Source organism: Nocardia sp. NPDC056000, assembly GCF_042269265.1.
Taxonomy (GTDB): domain Bacteria; phylum Actinomycetota; class Actinomycetes; order Mycobacteriales; family Mycobacteriaceae; genus Nocardia.
On record NZ_JBHJXS010000001.1, the window covers coordinates 777,761 to 798,497 of the forward strand.

Annotated in this window: 17 protein-coding genes; 12 read left to right on the forward strand and 5 right to left on the reverse strand. The window is 67.4% G+C overall.

Annotated features, from left to right (window positions below; genetic code table 11):
- Nucleotides 1-25 precede the first annotated feature (25 nt).
- Nucleotides 26-481, reverse strand: a complete 456-nt coding sequence (locus ACFC4D_RS03625) for a MarR family winged helix-turn-helix transcriptional regulator (RefSeq protein ID WP_376061610.1) — start codon at nt 479-481, stop codon at nt 26-28.
- A 145-nt stretch (nt 482-626) separates the two neighbouring features.
- Between ACFC4D_RS03625 and ACFC4D_RS03630 the strand changes: the two genes are divergently transcribed.
- The 9 genes from ACFC4D_RS03630 (at nt 627) to ACFC4D_RS03670 (ending at nt 11,564) form a co-directional block, all read left to right on the forward strand.
- The gene (locus ACFC4D_RS03630; protein WP_376061612.1) at nt 627-1,355 is read left to right on the forward strand and encodes a 2OG-Fe(II) oxygenase; all 729 of its coding nucleotides are present in this window, start codon (nt 627-629) and stop codon (nt 1,353-1,355) included.
- Between the two features lie 219 nt (nt 1,356-1,574).
- Complete coding sequence (locus ACFC4D_RS03635) at nt 1,575-2,852, forward strand: hypothetical protein (protein ID WP_376061613.1); 1,278 nt, start codon at nt 1,575-1,577, stop codon at nt 2,850-2,852.
- Nucleotides 2,849-3,817, forward strand: coding sequence for a glutamate ABC transporter substrate-binding protein (locus ACFC4D_RS03640; RefSeq protein ID WP_376061615.1), 969 nt, complete (start codon nt 2,849-2,851; stop codon nt 3,815-3,817). The genes ACFC4D_RS03635 and ACFC4D_RS03640 overlap by 4 nt, the downstream gene beginning before the upstream one ends.
- 6 nt (nt 3,818-3,823) lie before the next feature.
- Nucleotides 3,824-5,002, forward strand: a complete 1,179-nt coding sequence (locus ACFC4D_RS03645; RefSeq protein WP_376061617.1) for a hypothetical protein — start codon at nt 3,824-3,826, stop codon at nt 5,000-5,002.
- Complete coding sequence (locus ACFC4D_RS03650) at nt 4,999-7,377, forward strand: tetratricopeptide repeat protein (protein WP_376061618.1); 2,379 nt, start codon at nt 4,999-5,001, stop codon at nt 7,375-7,377. Before ACFC4D_RS03645 ends, ACFC4D_RS03650 begins: the two co-directional genes overlap by 4 nt.
- Entirely contained in the window at nt 7,374-8,492 is a 1,119-nt protein-coding gene (locus ACFC4D_RS03655) for a PP2C family serine/threonine-protein phosphatase (RefSeq protein WP_376061620.1), read from the forward strand. Before ACFC4D_RS03650 ends, ACFC4D_RS03655 begins: the two co-directional genes overlap by 4 nt.
- A complete protein-coding gene (locus tag ACFC4D_RS03660; protein ID WP_376061621.1) occupies nt 8,489-9,781 on the forward strand; it encodes a VWA domain-containing protein in 1,293 nt (430 codons plus the stop codon). The genes ACFC4D_RS03655 and ACFC4D_RS03660 overlap by 4 nt, the downstream gene beginning before the upstream one ends.
- Nucleotides 9,781-10,464 carry an FHA domain-containing protein gene (locus tag ACFC4D_RS03665; RefSeq protein ID WP_376061623.1) on the forward strand — a complete coding sequence of 228 codons (684 nt, stop codon included), beginning with the start codon at nt 9,781-9,783 and terminating at the stop codon, nt 10,462-10,464. Before ACFC4D_RS03660 ends, ACFC4D_RS03665 begins: the two co-directional genes overlap by 1 nt.
- 83 nt (nt 10,465-10,547) lie before the next feature.
- On the forward strand, nt 10,548-11,564 hold the full coding sequence (locus tag ACFC4D_RS03670; protein WP_376061625.1) for a phosphatidylinositol-specific phospholipase C: 1,017 nt from the start codon (nt 10,548-10,550) through the stop codon (nt 11,562-11,564).
- Here the strand turns inward: ACFC4D_RS03670 and ACFC4D_RS03675 are convergent.
- Nucleotides 11,538-13,130 (reverse strand): MFS transporter, encoded by a 1,593-nt coding sequence (locus ACFC4D_RS03675; RefSeq protein ID WP_376061626.1) that lies wholly within the window; start codon nt 13,128-13,130, stop codon nt 11,538-11,540. The genes ACFC4D_RS03670 and ACFC4D_RS03675 overlap by 27 nt on opposite strands.
- A gap of 87 nt (nt 13,131-13,217) precedes the next feature.
- Between ACFC4D_RS03675 and ACFC4D_RS03680 the strand changes: the two genes are divergently transcribed.
- Nucleotides 13,218-13,649, forward strand: coding sequence for a MarR family transcriptional regulator (locus ACFC4D_RS03680; protein ID WP_364633247.1), 432 nt, complete (start codon nt 13,218-13,220; stop codon nt 13,647-13,649).
- 29 nt (nt 13,650-13,678) lie between these two features.
- Here the strand turns inward: ACFC4D_RS03680 and ACFC4D_RS03685 are convergent, their stop codons facing one another.
- The 3 genes from ACFC4D_RS03685 to ACFC4D_RS03695 form a co-directional block, all read right to left on the reverse strand.
- Nucleotides 13,679-14,917: an MFS transporter gene (locus ACFC4D_RS03685; protein WP_375966830.1), complete on the reverse strand. Its 1,239-nt coding sequence runs from the start codon at nt 14,915-14,917 to the stop codon at nt 13,679-13,681.
- Nucleotides 14,918-14,988: 71 nt separating this feature from the next.
- A complete protein-coding gene (locus ACFC4D_RS03690; protein ID WP_376061627.1) occupies nt 14,989-17,370 on the reverse strand; it encodes a beta-glucosidase in 2,382 nt (793 codons plus the stop codon).
- Nucleotides 17,367-18,218 (reverse strand): alpha/beta fold hydrolase, encoded by an 852-nt coding sequence (locus ACFC4D_RS03695; protein ID WP_376061629.1) that lies wholly within the window; start codon nt 18,216-18,218, stop codon nt 17,367-17,369. Before ACFC4D_RS03695 ends, ACFC4D_RS03690 begins: the two co-directional genes overlap by 4 nt.
- A gap of 148 nt (nt 18,219-18,366) precedes the next feature.
- Here ACFC4D_RS03695 and ACFC4D_RS03700 point away from each other — a divergent pair, with 148 nt between their 5' ends.
- Complete coding sequence (locus ACFC4D_RS03700; protein ID WP_375966826.1) at nt 18,367-18,969, forward strand: TetR/AcrR family transcriptional regulator; 603 nt, start codon at nt 18,367-18,369, stop codon at nt 18,967-18,969.
- A 91-nt stretch (nt 18,970-19,060) separates the two neighbouring features.
- Nucleotides 19,061-20,665 carry an FAD-binding protein gene (locus ACFC4D_RS03705; RefSeq protein ID WP_376061631.1) on the forward strand — a complete coding sequence of 535 codons (1,605 nt, stop codon included), beginning with the start codon at nt 19,061-19,063 and terminating at the stop codon, nt 20,663-20,665.
- Nucleotides 20,666-20,737 lie beyond the last annotated feature (72 nt).

Consider the following 20,737-nt stretch of genomic DNA (forward strand, 5'->3'; position numbering starts at 1 on the left):
GAATCCTTTTCCTGGAGAGCGGATGTCAGGGCTCGACGAGGCGAGCCAGCAGCGGGATGGCGGCGATCAGCGAATCCTGTTCCGCCGGGGTGAGTTTGGTGGCCAGAGCGGTGACGAGCCAGCCTTCCTTGGCTGCGTGCGCGCGACTCAGCAGCCGCAGGCTCGCCTCCGTCAGCGACATGATGACCTGGCGCTGATCGGTGGGGTGCGGTGCGCGGGCCACCATGCCGTATTCCTCGAGCGCGACGAGGGTGGTGCGCATGGATTGCGGGCGAACCTTCTCCGCGCGGGCCAGATCGGCGACCGACATGGGGCCGTCGGTGTGCAGGCGGCTGATCACCACCGCCTGCGACGGCGTGATCTCCAGATCGGCGCGCGCGGTGGTGCGGAGTTGGCGCAGCAGGCGGCTGGTGACCACCCGCAGCTCGGCGGCGGCCTGTTCCAGCTCCTGCGCCGTCTTGGGCCCGCCGGGATCGCTCACCGGGCCAGCATGCGACAAGTAAGCAAAACTTGCAAGTTTTACTGTCGTTATCGCACCGAACGCCATGACCGATATCCGCCGGTGCAGGGCTCCCACCTGCGGCAGAGTGATGGTGGAAGATCACAGCCACGGAGAGGATCGATCGATGACGGTGAGTACCGGGTTGCCGACCGAGCACGCCGATCGGGTCGCCGGACAACCCTGGCCCGAGCTCGCCACCGAGTTGGATGAATACGGGCACGCGCTCACCGGCCCACTGCTGACCCCGGAGGAATGTCGCGCGCTCATCGCCCTGTACGACGACGAGCACAGGTTCCGCTCCACCATCGATATGGCCCGGCATCGCTTCGGCTCGGGCCAGTATCGGTACTTCACCCATGACCTGCCCGAGACGGTGCGCGAGTTGCGCGCGGCGCTGTACCCGAAACTGCTTCCGATTGCCCGGGATTGGGCCGTCCGCCTGCGCCGCCCCGGGACCTGGCCCGCGAACCTGGAGGACTGGATCGCGCAGTGTCATGCCGCCGGTCAGTCGAAATCGTCGCAGATCCTGCTCCGCTACGGCCCGGGCGATTGGAACGCGCTGCATCGGGATCTGTTCGGCGACATGATCTTTCCGCTCCAGGTCGTGATCGGGCTGGATGCCCCGGGCGTCGACTACACCGGTGGTGAATTCCTGATGGTCGAACAGCGCCCGCGCGCGCAATCCCGGGGCGCGGCCGTGGCCCTGCCGCAGGGTCACGGTCTCGTCTTCACCACCCGCGACCGCCCGATTCGCAGTGTTCGCGGCTGGTCCGCGGCCCCCATGCGGCACGGGGTGAGCACGGTTCGCTCGGGCAGCAGGCATACCCTCGGCCTCGTCTTCCATGACGCCTGATCCACTACGGGGTGACGCGTGACCCGCACTGGGAACAACCGGCTCGGCACGGGTGCAATACACTCCGTTAATCCCTATTTCATGCTCCGGTCGATATTGCCGGGGGTGCGCGAAATACGCGGTTCGGCAATTGAATCCGACTGGTCGGATCACAATCGACACAACCCTGTGGCTCCCGTACCATCGCCCTACCGGGAGCAGAGCCGGTGAAACGGGGGCATGGGTGTGAGGAGTCGGTTACCGGCTGCCGTCCGCAATGGTGCGGAGTGGGTGCGGCGTTTCGCGCGAACAGCGCCGGGCGTACTGAGCGCGGTGGTCATCGGACTCGTGGCACTGAGTCTGATTTCCGGCATCGTGTGCGCGAATCAGCTCAGCGAGAAGCGAACTCGGCGCGATACCGTGCTCACGCACTCCGAACCGCTCGCCAATGCGGCGCAACGGCTCTATGTCGCGCTCTCCGCCGCCGATGCCACGGCGTCCTCGGCCTTCCTGTCCGGTAATACCGAAACCCCCGAGGTGCGAACGCGATACCGGCAGTCGCTCGCCGACGCGGCGGCCGCGCTGGCCGAAGCCACCACCGGCGCCTCCGATAAGCAGACCCGGGAAATCGTGGCGAGTATTTCCGCCGAACTGCCCACCTATACCGGGCTGGTCGAGTCGGCGCGCGCCAATAACCGGCAGAACCTCCCCGTCGGCTCGGCGTATCTGAAGCAAGCGTCCTCGCTGATGCGCGATTCGGTGCTGCCCAATGCCGAACGGCTGGAACACAATCGACTCGCGGCGCTGCGCGCGGATCAGCGCGATATCTCGATCCTGCCGATCCTGAGCGTGATCATGCTGCTGGTGCTGCTGGCCGCGCTCGCGGCGGCCTCGGTGGCGCTGTTGCGGATCACCAATCGCCGCGTCAATCTCGGCCTCGCGACGGCGGCGGGAGCGGCGGTGCTGGCGCTGCTGTGGATAGCGGTCGCCTCGATAGCCGCCACCGGCGTCATCGACACCGGATCGGACGGGGCCACCAACCGCTTCGAAACCCTTGCGCGGGTGCGGTTTCTGGCACAGCAGGCGCGCACCGAGGAAACCCTGCAATTGGTCACCCGCGGCGATATCGAGGACAGCGAGAGCCGATTCGGCTCACTGGTCAACGAATTGCGGGATCGGCTGGCGACCGTCGCGGCACCGGACGCCAAGGCCACCGTCGCGTTCTCGGGCTGGCTCGACGGGCATACGGTTCAGGTCAACGCATACAGGGGCAATGACTACAACGGCGCGGTGCGCCAATCCACCGACCTCGCGCCGACCGGATCGGCGGCGCGCTTCACGACCCTGGACAACGCGCTGCGCGAGGAACTCGACGCCACCCGCCAGGACGTCCGCGATGGCGTGGACGGCGCGGGCGACGCGTTCATTCTGAGCCAGTACGGCACGCTGCTGCTGTTGCTGGCGGCGGCGGTGGTCACGGCGGGCGGCGTCTGGCCGCGAATGAAGGAGTTCCTGTGAGCGCGCGCCTGCGAATGCTGTTGCTGGCCACCGTGGCCGTGCTCGCCGCCGCGTGCGGGCAGACCCCGGATTCGGATCCGATGAGCCTGTCCGCGCAGGACGCGCTGCCGTCCGGGGCGAAGCCGGTCACCAGCGTGCCGGATCTGATCGGCAAGGGTTGCGGTGATCCGGTGGCGAGCCTGCGGCCGGGTGCGCAGCCGAGTCCGGGAAATATGCCCGCGGGCAGCGCGATGGCGGAGATCGTCCAGAATGGCAAGCTGCGGGTCGGGGTGGACCAGAACTCGTTCATGTTCGGCTACCGTAATCCCGGCTCCGGCAAGATCGAGGGCTTCGACATCGATATCGCCCGGGAGATCGCCCGCGATATCTTCGGCGATCCGGATCGGATCGAACTGCGGCCCATCGTTTCCGCACAGCGTATTTCGGCGCTGCGGAACAAAGAGGTCGACATTGTGGTGCAGACCCTCTCGCCGACCTGTGTCCGCCGCCAGGACATCGAATTCTCGACCAGTTATTTCGAATCGGCACAGCGGCTGCTGGTCACGAACAACTCCGGAATCCACTCCACCGCCGATCTGGCGGGTAAAAAAGTATGCGGGGTCAACGGCACGATTACCCTCGCACCTGTCCTGGCGCTGCCGCAGAAGCCTACCGTTATCACCATGAACAATTGGCTGGACTGCCTGACCGCGCTGCAGCAGGCGCAGGTCGATGCCGCCAGCACCGATATCCCTATTCTCTACGGCCTGAAACAGCAGGATCCGAATCTGGAGGTCGTCGGCGAATCGATGGCCACGGACACCTATGCCGTCGGTATCGGCAAGGACCGGAAGGATCTGGTGCGCTTCGTGAACGGCGTGCTGGAAAGAGTGCGCGGTGACGGCAGCTGGCAGCGGTTCTACAACGATCGACTGTCGGTGCTCGGACCAACGCCCGCACCGCCCGCACCCCGGTATATCGGGTGAGCGGCCATGCCCGAGCAGCCTTTCATTCTCTCGGTCGCGGAGATCGACCGCGATCTCGCCGAGCGGGAACGCGAAATCGACGCCATCGCCGCGACGCTGGTCGAACTGGATAGGCATCCCGGGCTTATCCTGTTGCGCCGATTCCCGCCGGCCGGGGTCACCGAAGCCCGCTGGTCGCCCGCGCGCGATGCGATGGATCTGCTCTGGGAGGACTTCGGACGTTTGCGCACCCTGCTCGAACAGGCGCATATGGTGCGCGTGCGGCGGCGGCTGGAGGCGCTCGATCGCGAGGAGCTGACCGTACTGCTGCGCGGACAACCGATGGAGGTGGCGCGCACCGCGATTCCGCTCGCGCAGCGATCGCTGATCGGTCCCGGCGAGGTGATCGTGCGGGTCGGTTTCGCGGAATTGGTGGCGCGTATGCGGGAGAGCTTCCCGCGCATAGTCGAGGTGCTCGATGCCGTGGACGCGGTGAACGGCCGCATCGTGTCCGAGATCGCGCCGCTGCGTGCCGAACTCGATCGAATCGGCACCGGACTGCCCGAATTGCGGGCGCTGGCCACCGATCTCGATGAGTTCTCCGCGCGCGCCGCCGCAGATCCGCTGGCCGTCTCGGCCGCCGAGTTGGACCGCCGCACAGTCGAATTCGGCGCGCGCATGCGCGATGCCGCGACGCTGCGCGGGGAATTGGCCGCCATCGCCGCCGATTGGGACGCCGCGGTCGCCCGCACCCGCACCCAGGTGGAGACGCTGCGCAAAACCTATGAGCGCACGCATTTGGCTCGAATCGCGGTGGAGCGCACCATTCTCACCGGCGCACTGCCCGAGCACGCCGATGACAGCGCGGTCTACGGCTCCGAACTCACCGCCGTGGACGCGACTCCCGCCGATCCCTCGGCGCTGTGGGATCTGCATCGCCGCGTGACCGCCGCCGTAGCGGCGGCATCCGAGGCCGAACACCTGGTCCAGGGCCTGCTGGACCGTCGCGCCGAATTGCGCGGCCGCCTGTCCGCCTACCGCGCCAAAGCGGCGCGCCTGGGCGTGAGCGAAGATCGAGAAGTACTGGCCTCCAGCCGCATAGCCGCGGGCCTGCTCACCCGCAAACCCTGCGACCTGGCCGCGGTCACCCGCGCCATCACCGACTACCGGCAGCTCATCGCCCAGAAAACGGGGAGACGATCGTGACCTGCACCGAACCGGGCTGCACCGGAACCATAGAAGACGGCTACTGCACCGTCTGCGGCACCGCCCCGTCCGCCGCCGCGACGGTGGTGTCCGAGGCTCAGTCCGCCCCCACGCACTGCGCCGAACCCGGTTGCGGCGGCGCGATTTCCGATGGGTACTGCGAGGTGTGCGGGACCGCGCCGTCACCGCATACGGTGGCGGCCGGGCCGAGCGGGGTGAGTCAGCCGACCAGTCGTGCTAGCAGTATCACCGGGGTGACCAGCGGTGGGACGCGATCCTCCATCCGCACCGGGCGGTCCGGGTCGTCCGGGGCCACGCGCGGGCGGTTGGGCGCGGGGATGGTGCAGGTGCCGCCGGTGGAGCCGATCGATCCGGCGGCGGCGGTGATGGCGGATCCGGTGGTGCCGGAGAGTCAGCGGTACTGCGGTAAGTGTGATCGGCCGGTGGGGCGCAGTCGCGGCGATGTGCCGGGGCGGAGCGAGGGATTCTGCGGGCACTGCCGGACGCGGTTCTCCTTCACGCCCAAGCTGGTTCGCGGGCAGGTGGTCGGCGGCCAGTACGAGGTGCTCGGGGCGCTGGCGCACGGCGGGCTGGGGTGGATCTACCTGGCGCTCGATCACAAGGTGAACGGGCGGCCGGTGGTGCTCAAGGGCCTGCTCAATACCGGTGACGCCGATGCCATGCGCGCGGCGGTGGCCGAGCGGCGCTTCCTGGCGCAGGTCGATCATCCGAATATCGTGCGCATCTACAACTTCGCCGAGGATATCGGCCCGGATGGCGAGCCGGTCGGCTATATCGTCATGGAGTATGTCGGCGGCACCTCGCTCAAACAGTTGCTGCGCAAGCGGCGCGACGCCGACGGTGTGTGGCTGCCGCCCGCCCAGGCCATCGCCTACATCCTCGAGGCGCTGCCCGCGCTCGGCTATCTGCATTCGCGCGGCCTGGCCTACTGTGATTTCAAGCCGGACAATGTGATGCAGACCGAGGAGCAGCTCAAACTCATCGATCTGGGCGCGGTCATCGCCATGAACGATGAGCACAGCGCCATCTACGGCACGCCCGGCTATCAGGCCCCGGAGATCGCCGAGACCGGTCCCACCGTCGCCTCGGAGGTCTACACCGTCGGCCGCACCCTAGCGGTACTGCTGCTCAAGGTCCCGCATGAGAACGGCCGCCTGGGTCCGCTGCCCGGCCCGGATACCGAACCGGTGCTGGCCGCCAATCCGTCGCTGTACCGATTCCTGCTGCGCGCAACGCATATCGATCCGATGGAGCGTTTCAGCGGTGCGGAGGAGATGTCCGATCAGCTCACCGGTGTGCTGCGCGAGGTGCTCGCCGCCGAGGACGGCCGGGCCCGGCCCGGTCTGTCCACCCGCTTCGGCCCGCCGCGCGCGGTCTTCGGCGTCGGCGACACCCTCCCGGATGATCCACTGAAAATCGTTGCGGCACTTCCGGTCCCGCTGGTGGACCCGAACGACACCGGCGCCCCGCTACTGGCGACGCTCGGCGCGGGCACGGCGGCGGAATTGGAACGCGAACTCACCGCGGGCCTGCGCGCGGTGGTGACCGGTAAGGAGGAGTCGGCGGAGATCCCGCTGCGCCTGATTCGCGCCGCGTTGGAATCCGGTGACGCCGCCGACGCGTTGCGCCGTATCGAGGACGCCGATCCGGCCCTGGGCGGCGATTGGCGCCTGAGCTGGTTCGGCGCGCAAGCCGCACTGCTGCAACGGGATTGGCCCGCCGCGGCGGCCGAATTCGATGCGCTCTACACCGCGCTGCCGGGTGAGCCCGCGCCGAAGCTGGCCCTGGCGGTCACCGCGGAACTGTTGGCGCGCAATGGATCCCTGCCCGATCCCGAGCCCGCGCTGCGCAATGCCACCTCCTATTACGAGGCCGTCTGGCGCACCGATCACTCCTACACCAGCGCCGCGTTCGGCCTGGCCAGACTGCGTCGTTCGGCTCACGATCGGGACGGCGCGGTGGCCGTACTGGATCAGGTCGACCCCGCCTCGGCGGTGTACACCGAAGCCGGTGTGGCGGCTGTGGATACGCTGCTCAGTGTGGAACGCCAGGGCGAGCTCACCGAACACCTGCTGCGCGATGCCGGCAGCCGGATCGAAAAGCTCGGACTGGATTCCAAACGCCGGGCCGCCCAGGCCCGGCTACGCGTCCTCGATGCCGCGCTGTATTGGCTGCGCCTGGGACGCGTACCCGCCGATCACGCCCCGCTGCTGGGCGTGACACTCGACTTACAGGGGGTGCGTACCGGTTTGGAACGCTGCTATCGCGATCTCGCGCATGAAACCGACGATATGTGGGAACGTATCGCCCTGGTGGAACAGGCCAATTCCGTTCGCCCCAGGACCACGCTGTGACCGCCCGCTGCCCCGCCTGCGGCACCTTCGCGGCGGAGAGCGACCGGTTCTGTGAGGAGTGCGGCCGCCAGCTCGGCGTGCAGCGCATCGCGTTGCCGCCGACCGCCGCGCCCGCGGTGGCCAGTGACAACACCCGCCCGACCAGTCTGGCGCGCCCTGCCACCGGCACCGTCGCGCGCTACACCGGCACCACGCTGTCCTACGATTCGGAGACCTCTCCGGCCTGTGACGGCTGCGGCGGAACGCATTTCGACGGTGACGGCTTCTGCGTGGTGTGCGGGCAGCGCGCTCGCGAACACGATCGCTTCGAGGCCGATCTGGGCGCCACGGTGCTGATCACCGATCGCGGAAACGTACACGCGCACAATGAGGACGCGATCGCGGCGGCGGTGCTGGAGAGTGCCAATCCTGGCACCCCGCCCGCCCTGGTGCTGTCGGTCTGCGATGGCGTGTCCACCTCGGAGGATCCGCAGGCGGCCTCGGGCACCGCGGTGCGCACCGGCGTCGATTCCACGCTGACCGCGCTGGCCGCCGCCCGTCCCGCCGAGGAAGCGATCATGGTCGGGCTCGCCGCGGCCGCGCAGGCGGTGCGCGATATCGGCACCCCGGACGGCCGCTCCCCCTCGTGTACGTACGTGGGCGCGATCGTGCAATTCGACGATGCGGGCGGCGCGCGCCTGACCGTCGCCAATGTCGGTGACAGCCGGGCGTATTGGCTGGCGGCCGAGAATGGTTCGCAACGCCTCACCGTCGATGATTCGCTCGCCCAGGCCATGGTGGAGACCGGCGCCATGGACGAGGAAGCCGCCATGGACACCCCGCACGCGCATGTGCTGACCCGCTGGCTCGGCGCGGACAGCGAAAAGCAGTCCTGGTCCGACAATTGCGTGCAGACCCTGCATGTGCGCTCCCCGGGCGTACTGCTCATCTGCTCCGACGGGCTCTGGAATTACCTGCCCGAGGCCGCCGGTCTGGCCCAGCTCGCACTGGCGTCCGCACCGCTGGAGGCGGCCCGCGCGCTGGTCGACTACGCCCTGGCCGCGGGCGGCAAGGACAACATCACCGTGGCGCTGGTACCCGTTCCGTTCTCCGAGCTAATAGGAGAAGCACTGTGAGTTCCCCTGCTATCAAGGGTATTTCGGTAGCTGTCGATCAGAATCCGTACCTGGCCGAGGGTGTGCGCGTCCTGGACGCCGTCGTCTCGGTGGAGACCACCGACGAGTTGATGGTCGCCGCACCCGCACAGGAGCGGGTGGAGATCCTCATCATCGATTGCTCGGGTTCGATGGGCAATGGCGATAAGTTCGGCGGCGCCCGGAACGCCACGCTGGCGGCGCTGGAGGTCATTCCCGACGGCACCCGTTTCGCCATCGTCGAGGGCACCGACAAGGCCGAGGTGGTCTACCCCCGCGATGGCGCTACGGCGCTGGCGGACAAGCGATCCCGGCAGGATGCCCGCCGCGCGCTGGATAAATTGCGACCGCACGGCGGCACCGCCATGGGCACCTGGCTGGGATTGTCCCGGATGATCGCGCAGCGGCATCCGGGCGCGATGGTGCACGCCATTCTGCTCACCGACGGCAAGAACGAACATGAGCGGCCCGAACAGCTCGCGGCCGAGATCGGCGCCTCACAGGGCGTGTTCAGCTGTGACTGCCGCGGTGTCGGAACCGATTGGGAGCCCAATGAATTGCGGGCCATCGCGTCCGCGCTGCACGGCACCGTCGATATCGTGAAGACCCCCGATCTGCTCGCCGCCGATTTCGCCGAGATGATGCAGACCTCGCTCGCCAAGGTGATTCCCGAACTCACCCTGCGGGTGTGGACACCGGTCGGCGCGACGGTGCGCTTCGTCAAACTGGTCGATCCGGTGATCGAGGATCTGACCGCGCGCCGCGTCGCCACCGCCGCCCAGATCGGTGAATATCCGCTGGGCGCGTGGGGTGCGGAGGAGCGCGGCTATCACGTGCAGATCGAGGTGGAGGCCGCACCGCCGGGACGCGAAAAACTCGCCGCCCGAATCAGTGTGGTGTCCGGGGACGAGGTGCTCGGGCAGGGTCTGGTGAAGGCGGTGTGGACCACCGATACCGATCTGTCGGCCCGCATCAGCCGCCGGGTCGCGCACTACACCGGGCAGGCCGAGCTGGCCCAGGTGGTGCAGGAGGGTCTGGCCGCGCGCAAACAGGGTGATGTGAACACCGCCACCGCGAAACTGCGGCGCGCGGTGGAGCTGGCCAATGAGTCCGGTAACGAGAACACCGCGAAACTGCTGAAAGCCGTCGTCGAGGTGGATGATCGGACCGGTACGGTGCGGTTGCGCTCGCGCGTGGACGCCGCCGACGAGATGGCCCTGGACGTGCGCTCGACCAAGACCGCGCGGGTGCGCAAGGAGGCGGGCTCGTAATGGCGGTCTGCCCCGAAGGCCACACCTCGGCGTCGGCCGACTACTGCGATACCTGCGGATCGCCGATCACCGGGGCGGGAGCCGCTCCCGCACAACCCGATCCGGATGTGCAGGTCGCGCAGTGCCCCGCCTGCGGTGCGCTCATCGACGGCCGCTTCTGTGAGGACTGCGGCCACGATTCGGCGCTGCCCGCGCCCCCGGCGTCGTTCGCTCATCCCGCACCGGCGATTCCCGAAGTGACGGTGGTGAATCCTGAGGCAACGCTGCTGGCGGGCACGCTATGGGTCGCGACGGTGACCGCCGATGCCGAGCACTATCACCGCATGATCGCGCAGAAGGGTCCGGACGCGGATCGGGTCGCGTTCCCCGACTACTATCCCGCCCGGCGAATCCCGTTGCAGGGCAGCGATATTCTGATCGGCAAGCACAGCGCGTCGCAGGGGCTGCATCCGGATATCGATCTGGCCATCGCGCCCGCCGATATCGCGGTCTCGCGGTCGCACGCGATCCTGCACCTCAATGGCGATTCGCTCACCGTCACCGATCTCGGTTCCACCAACGGCACCTGCCTCAATGGCAGCGATACCCCGATCGCGGCCAAGACGCCGGTGCTGTTGCGGCCGGGCGATCGGATTCACGTGGGCGGCTGGACCACCATCACGGTGACCAGGGAAATCGGCTGAGCCGCCGCGAGAATCGGCAGAGCCACTGAGAGAATCCGGCAAATCGCCGATCTTGGTCCACTGTCCAGATTAGTCTCCCGCGCATGAGATTGACGCGCCGAGATTTCGTCCGCACCACCGTGGCCGCGCTGGCCGGAACCGCCGCCGCCGGACTGGCGACCACGGGGGCGCAGGCCGCACCGACCGGCTGGACGGGCGCGACCCAGAGCTGGATGGGCCTGCTGCCGGACAGCACGTCACTACTGCGCCTGACGATTCCGGGCACGCACGATTCGGGCTGTACGAATCCGGCCAACGGCACCGAATGGTCCCACACTCAGAACTGGTCGATTCCCGAACAGTTCGGGCACGGCATCCGCTTCCTGGATATGCGCTGCAATGGATTGCAGGACCATATGAGCGACTCCTTCGGCATCTATCACAGCTCCGCCTATCAGGGCCTGACCTTCGACGACGTCCTGAACGACAGCCGGGATTTCCTGAACCGCAATCCCGGCGAGACGATCGTCATGCGGGTGAAGAAGGAGAACGGCACCAATAACGATGTGGGCGCGGACTTCGAGCGCATCTTCAACGGCTACCTCGATGCCAAGGGCTACCGCTCCCTGTTCTGGATCGGCAATCGGATTCCCACGCTCGGTGAGGCGCGCGGCCGGATCGTGCTGATCGCCCAGTTCGCCAACGGCCTGCCCGCACTGCAGTGGCCGGGCGGCGATAACGGGGTCTTCACCTCCGACCGCTTCTACCTCCAGGATCGCTATAAGGCCAACGGTCTCATGGGTCTGGACTCCGGATCCGGATCCGGTTCGGCCTCCGGATCTTCCGGTACCGGATCCTCCGGCGGCGATAAGTACTCCTATATCCGTGACTGCTTCGACCGGGCAGCCACGGACACGAACAACTCGCTGATGTACATCAACTTCACCAGCTACTCCGACAATGCCTGGCCCAAGGACAATGCCGCCGCCATCCTGCCCAAGGTGGAGGGCTATCTCACCCAGCACCGCGCGCAGGCGGGGCATTTCGGCATCGTCCCGATGGATTTCCCGGACCGGTATCCGAATGTGCTGAACCTATTGCTGGAGAAAAACTTTCTCTGAGTCGTCCGGTTCGGAGGTGGTCGGGGCGGGGGTGGCCGCGGCGGCCGTCTCGGCCGGTTTCCCGGTGGGCCGCAACGTGATCGCGAGGACGACCGCACCGCTCAGCGCGATGACCATGGTCCAGACGCTGCCGACGTGCATGGCGTGGATGAACGCGTCATCGGCGGCCCGAGCCAGATCCGGCCGTCCGAGCGCGCCCGCCACATGCCGGGCCTGCTCGGCCGACACCCGCGCCTGATCCCGCACTCCGGCGGGCAGATCCGTTGCCACACCGTCCATTCCGCGCCCGTACGCGATGGCCATGATGGTGCCGCCCACCGCGATGCCGAGCACACTGCCGGTCTGGCGCACCGTATTGGTGACCGCCGAGCCCGCACCCGCCCGCTCCAGCGGCAGGGTGTTCATCAGCGCGGCGGTGAGCGAACCCATCACCATGCCGATCGAGAGCCCTTGGATTCCGGCCACCAAGGCATTCAGCACGATCGGGGTGTCGAGTCCGAAGAGGGCGGCACTGCCCATGGCCAGCGCCGCGACGGCGAGCGCGCCGACGGTGACCGGTCGAAGTCCCCAGCGCCGCACCAGTTTTACGCCGAGTGGCCCGCCGATCATCACCCCGACCGCCGCCGGTGACATGATCAAGCCCGCATGTAACGGCGAGAACCCCCGCGCACCCTGTAGATAGAACGCGCCGTAGAAACCCGCGGCGGTCATGGCGAACAGCAGCAACCCCAGCGCGGCATTGCCGCCGCCGAAGATGCGCCCGGCGAGTAGTCGCGGATCGAAACTCGGCTGCCGCAAACGCAATTCGACGATGACGAAGGCCGTCAGCAACAGCACGCCCGCGAGAGTCGGGGCCCAGACATCGATCCGCGTCCACTCCGCGAGCTGTCCCGCGCGAATCAACCCGTATGCCAGCGCGGCGAGCCCGGTGATGGACAGCAGCAGACCGGCGGGGTCGAGCGGGCGCGGCACCGGAGCCCGGAAATCCGGGACGACGGTGAGGATCCCGAGCAGTGCGAGCGCCACCGCCGGGACGTTCACCAAAAACACCGAGCCCCACCAGAAATGGTCGAGCAGCAGTCCGGCCAGCAGTGGCCCGGCGGCAATGCCGACGCCCGCCGAGGCCGAGGAGATGCCGATGGCGGTGGCCCGCGCCGGACCGGTGAAGGTCCAGGTGAGAATCGCCATGGTGGCGGGCATGATGAGCGCGCTGCCCACCCCCATTCCGGCGCGGGCGGCGATCAACTGCGCCGCGTCACCGGCGTAGGCGGCCCAGATCGAGGTGGCGGCGAAGGTCGCCATCCCGATGCCGAGAATGAGGCGATGGCCGAAGCGATCGCCGAGCGCACCCGCGGTGAACATGAGCGCGGCGAAGACGAGCGTGTACGAGCCGGTGGCCCATTGCAATTGCGCGGGGCTCGCGCCCAGGCCGCGCACGGGATCGGCGAGGGTTTCGAACACGGTGCTCAGGATGGTGTTGTCGAGCCAGATCAGAAAAGACGAGAGGACGAGAACGGCGAGTATCACTCGCTGCCGAAGCTTCGGCAGCGCCAAGGGCGTGGTCATGGCAGCCTTCGGTACATTGGTAGGAACCTGACGGTTAAAGAATGCATAATCGTCAGGAACCTGTCAATCACGGGAAGGGTGTCTGCTGTGGGTTCCTCCGGCGGCGAGGGCGGTTATCTGACCTTCATGGTCCGCAAGGTCTGGCTGACCATGCGGGCGGCAATCGGTGAGGAACTCAAGGCTTTCGGGCTTACGACCTCGCAATACGCCACGCTCATGATGACCGGATCGCATCCCGGAATGTCGGTGGCCGATATCGCCCGGGAGGTGGCGAGCACCCGGCAGGCGGCCAACGAGATGATCTCGGGCCTGGAGTCCGAGGGGCTGATCGAGCGATCACCGCATCCGACGGATCGGCGCACGCATCAGATCCACATCACCGAGGCCGGGCGCGAACGGCTGGCGGCGGCCCGGGTGGCGGTGGCGCGGCGGGAAGCCGAATTGGAAGCCGCGATGACGCCGAAACAGCGTGAGACCGTGCGGGATTGGTTCACGGGAATCAGCGAAGCCTGCCGCTGACGACCAGCATCGTCGGCACGGAAGGCGATTCAGCGAACCGAGCGGATCGGGGCGACAGCGAGCGCCCCCAGCACGGAGAGCAGGCCGCCGAACAGGAACAGCGGGGTGTAACCGCCCAGGCTCACCACGGCCGAGGCAACGAAGGGTCCGAGAATCTGCGGACCCGCGTTGGCGATATTCAGCACGCCCATATCTCGGGCGGCGTCCTCGGCCTTGGGCAGCACCATCGTGACCAGTGCGGTGTCCACGGCCATGAAACAGCCGAAGGCGACGCCGTTCACCGCGGCGAAGGCGATCATGCCGGGCCAGGTCGGGGTGAGGACGGGGATGAGCTGTGCGGCGGCCGCGAGCCCGGCGGATACGCCGACGAAGAGTTTGCGCCGGTTCAGCCGATCCGAGAGCACACCGCCCACCACGGTCGAAAGTGTCATTCCCACAGCCGAAATGGGTGTCAGGATGGCGACCGCGTCCTCGGGTTTCAGATCGCCGGGCAGGCTGATGTGATCCTGGAGAATGTAGAGCTGATAGCCGACAACGGCGAAGTAACCGAGCACCAGCAGTGCCCGGCCGATGAAGGCCCAGCGGAAATCGTGCTCGCGCAGCACACTCAGGAACGCGGCGATCTGATCCCGTAGCGGGGCAGGCTGTTTCGGCGGCATGCGCTCCTCGCGCGTACCGGCGGTGAACACCACGGCCGCCAGCGCCACCAGCGCGCCCAGTACGAGATATCCGGTGCGATAGTGGTCGGAGAACCCGGAGGCCAGCAGCACGCCGATGACCGATCCGATCGGCAGCCCGAGACCGACTGCGGCCGAAGCGATTCCGCGCCGCGCGAACGGCACCCGATCGGGCACCACCGAGGTGATGGCGGCCTGATAGATATTCATCACCGCCTGCCCGGTGCACCACCCGATCGCCACCAGCAGCACGGTATTCACACTGCCGAGCAATCCCATAGCCGCGATCGCCGCGATACCACCGCCGAGAATCCACGGATTGCGCCGCCCCGATCGATCCGACAGCGCACCCGCCACCGGATTGAACACCGTGGCGAAAATAGCCGCGATACCGCCCACCAACCCGAGATTGGCGACCTTGTTCGCGGGATCGATATGTTCGATCTGCAACGGCAGCAGCACGCTGCCGACACCGATGTACAGCGCGTACATCGCCGCATTGCCGACGAACAGCAGCGGTAGCAAGCCCCGGGGAGTGCTTGCGGCGGAATCGTTCTCGCCGACGGTCGAGTCAGCCTCGGAGTGTGCCACGGTGAATCCCATTGCGTGAGAGACGAAGGCCCCCGCCATCGCCGGGATGACGGGGGCCGTGATCGGATCGGTCAGCTGATGCCGGCGGTGAGCGGTAGGTCCGTCACCGAGGTGCCGATGTGCAGGGTGAAGGCGCCGGGTTCGACGGCCCAGCCCTTGGCGGTCCAGTGTTCGAAGGAGCGGCGGGGCAGTTCGACGGTGGCGGTGACGGTTTCACCGGCATCGGCTTCCACCGCGGCGAAGGCGGAGAGCCAGCGCACCGGGCGGTCGACGGCGCTGTCCTCGCGGGACAGGTAGGCCTGCACCACTTGGCGGCCGCGCCGTGCGCCGGTATTGCGCACGGTGACGGTGGCGGTGCGACCACTCACGGAGAGGTCGGACAGTTCCCAGTTCGTGTAGCCGAGGCCATGGCCGAATGGATAGGCCGGGGCCACGCCGGATTTCAGCCAGGCGCGGTAGCCGATGTGAATGCCCTCGTCGTACCGCAGCGAATGATCGGTGGCGTCGGGCGCGGTGTCCAGCACCGGCACATCGGCCATGACCTTGGGCCAGGTGGTGGGCAGGCGGCCACCGGGTTCGGCCGCGCCGGTGAGCACATCGGCGAGCGCGGAGCCGAATTCCTGGCCGGGGAACCAGCTCAGCAGTACCGCCGCGACGTCATCGCGCCACGGCATCTCCACGGGCGCACCGGAATTCACCACCACGATGGTGCGCGGATTGACCGCCGCGACCGCCGCGACCAATTCGTCCTGGCGGCCGGGCAGGCGCAGATCCTTGCGGTCGAAACCCTCGGATTCGATCTGCTCGGTGGTGCCGACCACCACGACGGCGACCTCGCAGGTGCGCGCCAATTCCACCGCGGCGGCGAACTCCGCATCGGCGGCGCGGCGCGGGCGGCCGACCGCGAAGGTCAGGCCGAGGGCGGGCAATCCGGCGGCGGGCACCGGTGCGAGCTCGACGAGCACCTCGAGTTCATCGCCCTCGGCCAGTTCACGAGTCACGAAGCGCTGCGGCGGATTCAGCAGCATTTCCACGGGATCGGTGCCGTCGGGCATGACGGTATCGGTGAGCACGGTCTCGCCATCGATCTCCAGGCGCAGCGCGCCCACACCGGCGAAGCCGATGCGCCACTCCCCCGCCGAATCCACGCGCAGCTTGCCGCGCAGTTCGAAAGACTTGGCGGCCATGGCATTCGGATTGCCGAACAGCATGAGGCCACCGGCGGTGCGGTGTTCGGTATCGAGAATCTTGTCGCCGTCGAGGTAGCGCAGGGACAGGCCGGGGGTGCCGGTCTCCGGGTCGGTGACCAGATCCAGGGGCACCGGGATCATGTGATCGTTGAGGTGCACGCCGGGCGTGTACTCGACCGGCAGCACGGCGGACAGCCCGTCCAGCGGCGAAGTCGTATGCCCCGGAATGACAGTCGCGCTGCCACCGCCCATGAAACGGGGCTCGGCGGCGGCCGCACCGAGCAGCGCCACCCGAGCGGGCTTGTCCAGGGGCAGCGTCCCGTCATTGGCGGCGAGCACCATGGCTTTGGCGGCGGCCGCGCGCACCAGCGCCTGCGCGGATTCATCGGTGAATGCCGGCGGCTGCAACGGCGTCCCGTTCAGCGCGCCCACCCGAATGGCGAAACGCAGTATGCGGCGCACCTTTTCGTCGATGGCGGCCTCGGGCACCTCGCCCTTGCGCACCGCCTCGACCAGCGGCGCGCCCCACAGCTCCCACGGTCCGGGCATGGCGATATCGGTGCCCTTCGCGGCACCGTCGGTGCTGCGCACGGCGGTCCAGTCCGAGACCACGACGCCGTCGAAACCCCATTCACCCTTCAAAGGCTCGTCCAGCAATGCGTTCTCGGTCATGGTGGTGCCGTTGACCGAGTTGTAGGCGTCCATGATCATCCACGCGCCCGCGCGCACCGAGCGCTCGAACGGATACAGGTACAGCTCGCGCAGGGTGCGGTCATCGGCGATGACATCGGTGGTGAAGCGTTCGGTCTCGGAGTCATTGGCCACGTAATGCTTGGGGCACGCGCTCACGCCGTGCGCCTGCACCGCGCTCACATAGGCGGCCGCGATCTCGCCGGTGAGCACCGGATCCTCGGAGAAGCATTCGAAATGCCTGCCGCCCAGGGGAGATCGGTGCAGATTGATGGTGGGTCCGAGCACCGCGTACACATTCTTGCGGCGCGCCTCGGCGGCGATGAGCGCGCCGATCTCGGCGAGCAGTTCGCGATCCCAGGTGGCAGCCAACGCGGTGCCGGACGGCAGGCTCACCGAGGGATCGCGCTCATCCCAGAGTTCCCCGCGCACCCCGGACGGGCCGTCCGAGACCGGCATCTCGTCCAGGCCGATGCTCGCATCGCCCGCGAACCGGAAGACGCCCGAGCCCGATACGAGCCGGACTTTCGCCTCCAGGTCGAGCTTGGCCAGTAGGTCGTCGATCTCGCTCATGCCAGTTCCTCCCAGAAGTTCACCAGATCCGCCGATACCTCTGCGGGGACATCCTCATTGGGCACATGCCCGGAACCGCGATACACCGCGGTCCTAGCCTGCAACCGCGCGGCGAACTTCTCGTGGACGCTGGGGTCCCAGAGATCGTTCGTGTCGCCATAGGCCACCAGCAGCGGCACCCCGGCATCGCGCAGCGCGTCCGGATCGGCGAGCGGCGGCACCTCCATGGCCTTGAGAATGCCGAGGATATTGGCCTTCTTGGTTTCCAGAATCCGGTTGTGCAGGAATTCCATTCGCGCCGGATCGATGGTCTGCCCGGCGGCGGTCATGGCGGCGCTCATCTGCTGGAAGATGGCTTCCTGCCCGGCCGTTTCGATCATTTGCGCGACCAGTTGCGGCGGCGGGAAATTGATGTCCTCGACCGACGAGGGTCCCGAGGCCAACAGGGTGAAACTGCGGAAGCGCGCGGGTGTTTCGATGACCGCGATGCGCGAGACGTAACCGCCGAAGGAATGCCCGACCAGATGCACCGGCGCGTCCGGAGAGATCTGATCGATGACCCCGTGCAGATCCGCCACGAAATCGGACATGGCGTAACCGGAGATATCGTCCGGTCCCTCGGACTGATATTGCCCGCGCTGGTCATAGGCGACCGCGCGATATCCGGCCTCGGCCAGCAGCGGCAGCATGAATTCGAAGTCTTCCTTCGAACCGGTGAAGCCCGGTACCAGCACGACGGTGCCGTGGTGCGGAACACCGGGCGGCGGACCCGCCTCCCATCCGGCGAGCGTGCCCGCACCGCCTCGCAGCGTGATGGTTTCGATCGGTGCCTGCGCGCCCTGACTCATCGGCTGTCCTTCCTCGCACGTCCCTGTACGGCTGACACGAGTGTGCCAGTGCGAATCCAGTTTACCGAGTGGTCACTCGGTTCCGTTATATCTTTGTTATCTTGAGCTGTTTTTGCAGGTCCCGGCAATGCGACTACTGTCCCAGCACATGACGCCGCACCCCCAACGCCGGAGACGGGGCGACGACCGCCGCGAGCAGATCATCGATCAGGCCCTGAAGAGCTTCGCCGAGAACGGCTATCGCAACTCCTCGATCGCCGATATCGCCGAGCGCTGCGGGCTCTCCCAGCCCGGGCTGCTGCACTACTTCCCGAACAAGGCCGCACTACTGGCCGCGGTGCTGGAATATCGCGATCGACTCGATACCGATCGACTCGGCATGAACCTGCAATTGCGCGGCAAAGACGCACTGGGACAATTGGTTCGGCTCGTCGAGCACAATATGCACGTGCCCGGATTGGTGCAGCTGTTCACCGTGGTCACGAGCGAGGCGGTCACCGTCGACCATCCGGCCCGCGACTGGGTGGTCAATCGCTATCGGGTGCTCGAGACCTACCTCGCGGGCGCGCTCGACGGCGGCATCGCCGATGGCACCCTGCGCTCCGATATCGATACCGCCGCCATCGCGTGCCAGATCACGGCCATGATGGACGGTCTGCAATTGCAATGGCTGCTGGACCCGGAGCGGGTGAATATGGCCGAACTCTTCCGCGCCTATATCGACGGGCTCACCGCGCAACTCTCGGCCTGAACGCGAATGGCCTGGTGAACTAGAACACGTTATAGTTCATCTCGCTCGGCATGGGACGCCGGCATTTCCATTCGGGAAGGTGGTCGCGACGGTGCGGACCTGGGATTCTTCGGCCGATATCGTTGTCGTCGGATACGGCGGCGCGGGGGTTTCCGCGGCGCTGGCCGCACGGGAGTCCGGCGCGGACGTATTGGCCGTCGATCGGTTCATCGGGGGCGGCGCGACCGCGCTGTCCGGCGGCATCGTGTACGCGGGCGGCGGCACCTGGGTGCAGCGCGCGGCCGGGGTCAGCGATGACGTCGACAATATGCTGGCCTACCTGCGCGCCGAGGTCGGCGATGCGGTGAGCGAACAGACGCTGCGGCGGTTCTGCGAGGGTTCGGCCGCCATGATCGATTGGCTCAGCTCGCACGGGGTGCCGTTCCAGCCGTCGCTGTGCCCGTACAAGACCTCGTACCCGACCGATGACCATTACCTGTACTACTCCGGCAGTGAGAACTCCGGTGGCTTCCGGGAATTGGCGACTCCGGCGCAGCGCGGGCATCGCGCGCACGGGCGCGGCGTCTCGGGCAAGAAGCTGTTCGGCCCGCTGGCGGCATCGGCGCATAAGCACGGCGTGCGGGTGCAAACCGGTACCAGGGCAACGGGACTCGTGATCGAGGACGGCCGCGTCACCGGGATCGAGGCGATCACGCTGATCGACGCACCGGTGAAGGTGCGGCGCAGGTTCGCGGCACTGGCGCGCATTTCGGCGAAACCCGGTGTGTACCACCCGGGTCTGCGCGCGGCGGTGGGCAAACTCATGGACCGCATCGAACAGCGGTATGGAGTGCGGGTGCGCATTCAGGCGCGCTCGGGTGTCATTCTCACCACCGGTGGTTTCATCGCCAATGGCGAGATGGTCGGGCAGCACGCGCCGAATTACCCTTGGGCCGAAGGACTTCCGCTGGGCACCGCGGGTGACGACGGCAGCGGTATCGCGATGGCGCAGGCGGTGGGCGCGGCCACCGGCAAGATGGACGCCATTTCGACCTGGCGGTTCATCGCGCCGCCGAGCGCGTTCTTCGGCTCGATCGCGGTGGATGCCAACGGGCAGCGCATGATCGACGAATCCCGCTACGGTGCGGCCATGGGCGCGGCCATCGCCACCAGCCCGGGCAATCGGGCGTGGCTGCTGGTCGACGCGGAACTGATGGCCGAATCGCGGCAGCAGCTCGGCGGCCAGTCGGTGTGGTTCCAGCGCATGCAGACCGAGCGGCTCATGCGGGTCGGGCACACCACCGGCCGGTCCATCGAGGAGGTGGCCGCCCGCGCCGGTATCGAACCGGCCGCGCTGCGCAAGACCGTGGACGCGCATAATCGCGCCATCGAGCAGAAGCTGCCCGATCCGATGGGCAAGCCGGCCGATATCCGGCGGCCGATTCGCACGGGACCGTATGCCCTGCTGGATATTTCGTTCAAGGCACGGCTGACCTACCCGATGCCGATGCTCACCCTGGGCGGCCTGCTGGTGGATGAGGACACCGGCGCGGTCCGCGATCAGGACGGCGGCACTATTCCCGGCCTGTTCGCGGCGGGTCGGGCGGCGGTGGGCGTCTGTTCCAATTCGTATGTGAGCGGGCTGTCACTGGCCGATTGTGTGTTCTCCGGACGCCGTGCGGGCGCACACAGTGTGCGGGTGAGCAACGCGGCCTGACATCCGCGGGGCCCGCACCTCGATTGTCGTGCGGGCCTTCGGGATTGCCGCATTCGGCGTCGGCTTCGCCTG

Bases quoted from the DNA above. Each gene is read 5' to 3' on its own strand.
- ACFC4D_RS03665 (WP_376061623.1), top strand. From the start codon at position 9,781: ATGGCGGTCTGCCCCGAAGGCCACACCTCGGCGTCGGCCGACTACTGC.
- ACFC4D_RS03700 (WP_375966826.1), top strand. From the start codon at position 18,367: ATGACGCCGCACCCCCAACGCCGGAGACGGGGCGACGACCGCCGCGAG.
- ACFC4D_RS03675 (WP_376061626.1), bottom strand. From the start codon at position 13,130: ATGACCACGCCCTTGGCGCTGCCGAAGCTTCGGCAGCGAGTGATACTC.
- ACFC4D_RS03690 (WP_376061627.1), bottom strand. From the start codon at position 17,370: ATGAGCGAGATCGACGACCTACTGGCCAAGCTCGACCTGGAGGCGAAA.
- ACFC4D_RS03670 (WP_376061625.1), top strand. From the start codon at position 10,548: ATGAGATTGACGCGCCGAGATTTCGTCCGCACCACCGTGGCCGCGCTG.
- ACFC4D_RS03635 (WP_376061613.1), top strand. From the start codon at position 1,575: ATGGGTGTGAGGAGTCGGTTACCGGCTGCCGTCCGCAATGGTGCGGAG.
- ACFC4D_RS03630 (WP_376061612.1), top strand. From the start codon at position 627: ATGACGGTGAGTACCGGGTTGCCGACCGAGCACGCCGATCGGGTCGCC.
- ACFC4D_RS03645 (WP_376061617.1), top strand. From the start codon at position 3,824: ATGCCCGAGCAGCCTTTCATTCTCTCGGTCGCGGAGATCGACCGCGAT.
- ACFC4D_RS03695 (WP_376061629.1), bottom strand. From the start codon at position 18,218: ATGAGTCAGGGCGCGCAGGCACCGATCGAAACCATCACGCTGCGAGGC.